Annotated in this window: 1 protein-coding gene; it reads right to left on the reverse strand. The window is 59.1% G+C overall.

Going from position 1 to position 279, the window contains the following annotated elements:
- Nucleotides 1–5 precede the first annotated feature (5 nt).
- Nucleotides 6–279 (reverse strand): hypothetical protein (locus AB2U10_RS19275; RefSeq protein ID WP_367916704.1); only part of this gene is annotated, 274 nt, incomplete at its 5' end.

Raw genomic sequence — 279 nt, forward strand, 5'->3', positions numbered from 1 at the left:
TGGTGTTATTCATAGGTTGGCTCCCACAGGCTTCTGCGAGCCTGGCGATTCACGTCGTCCTCAAGCAGGTGAATCTGCTGCCGGCGAATCTTGTCGCGCATGGCGACGGAGTCCACCCCGGTGAATAGCAACGGTTCCGCATGCAGTCGTCGAGCTGCGCCATCGCTTACCAGTTCCTGGCAGATCACGGCCTGAATGCCTTCAGCCACAACATCGTAGGCATTGGACGCGAGGGGTTTGGCCAGGGTGATAAGCCGTTCGATGGCTTGCGGGCAGTTC

It is taken from the genome of Leadbetterella sp. DM7 (assembly GCF_040829825.2).
Classification (GTDB): Bacteria; Bacteroidota; Bacteroidia; order Cytophagales; family Spirosomataceae; genus Leadbetterella.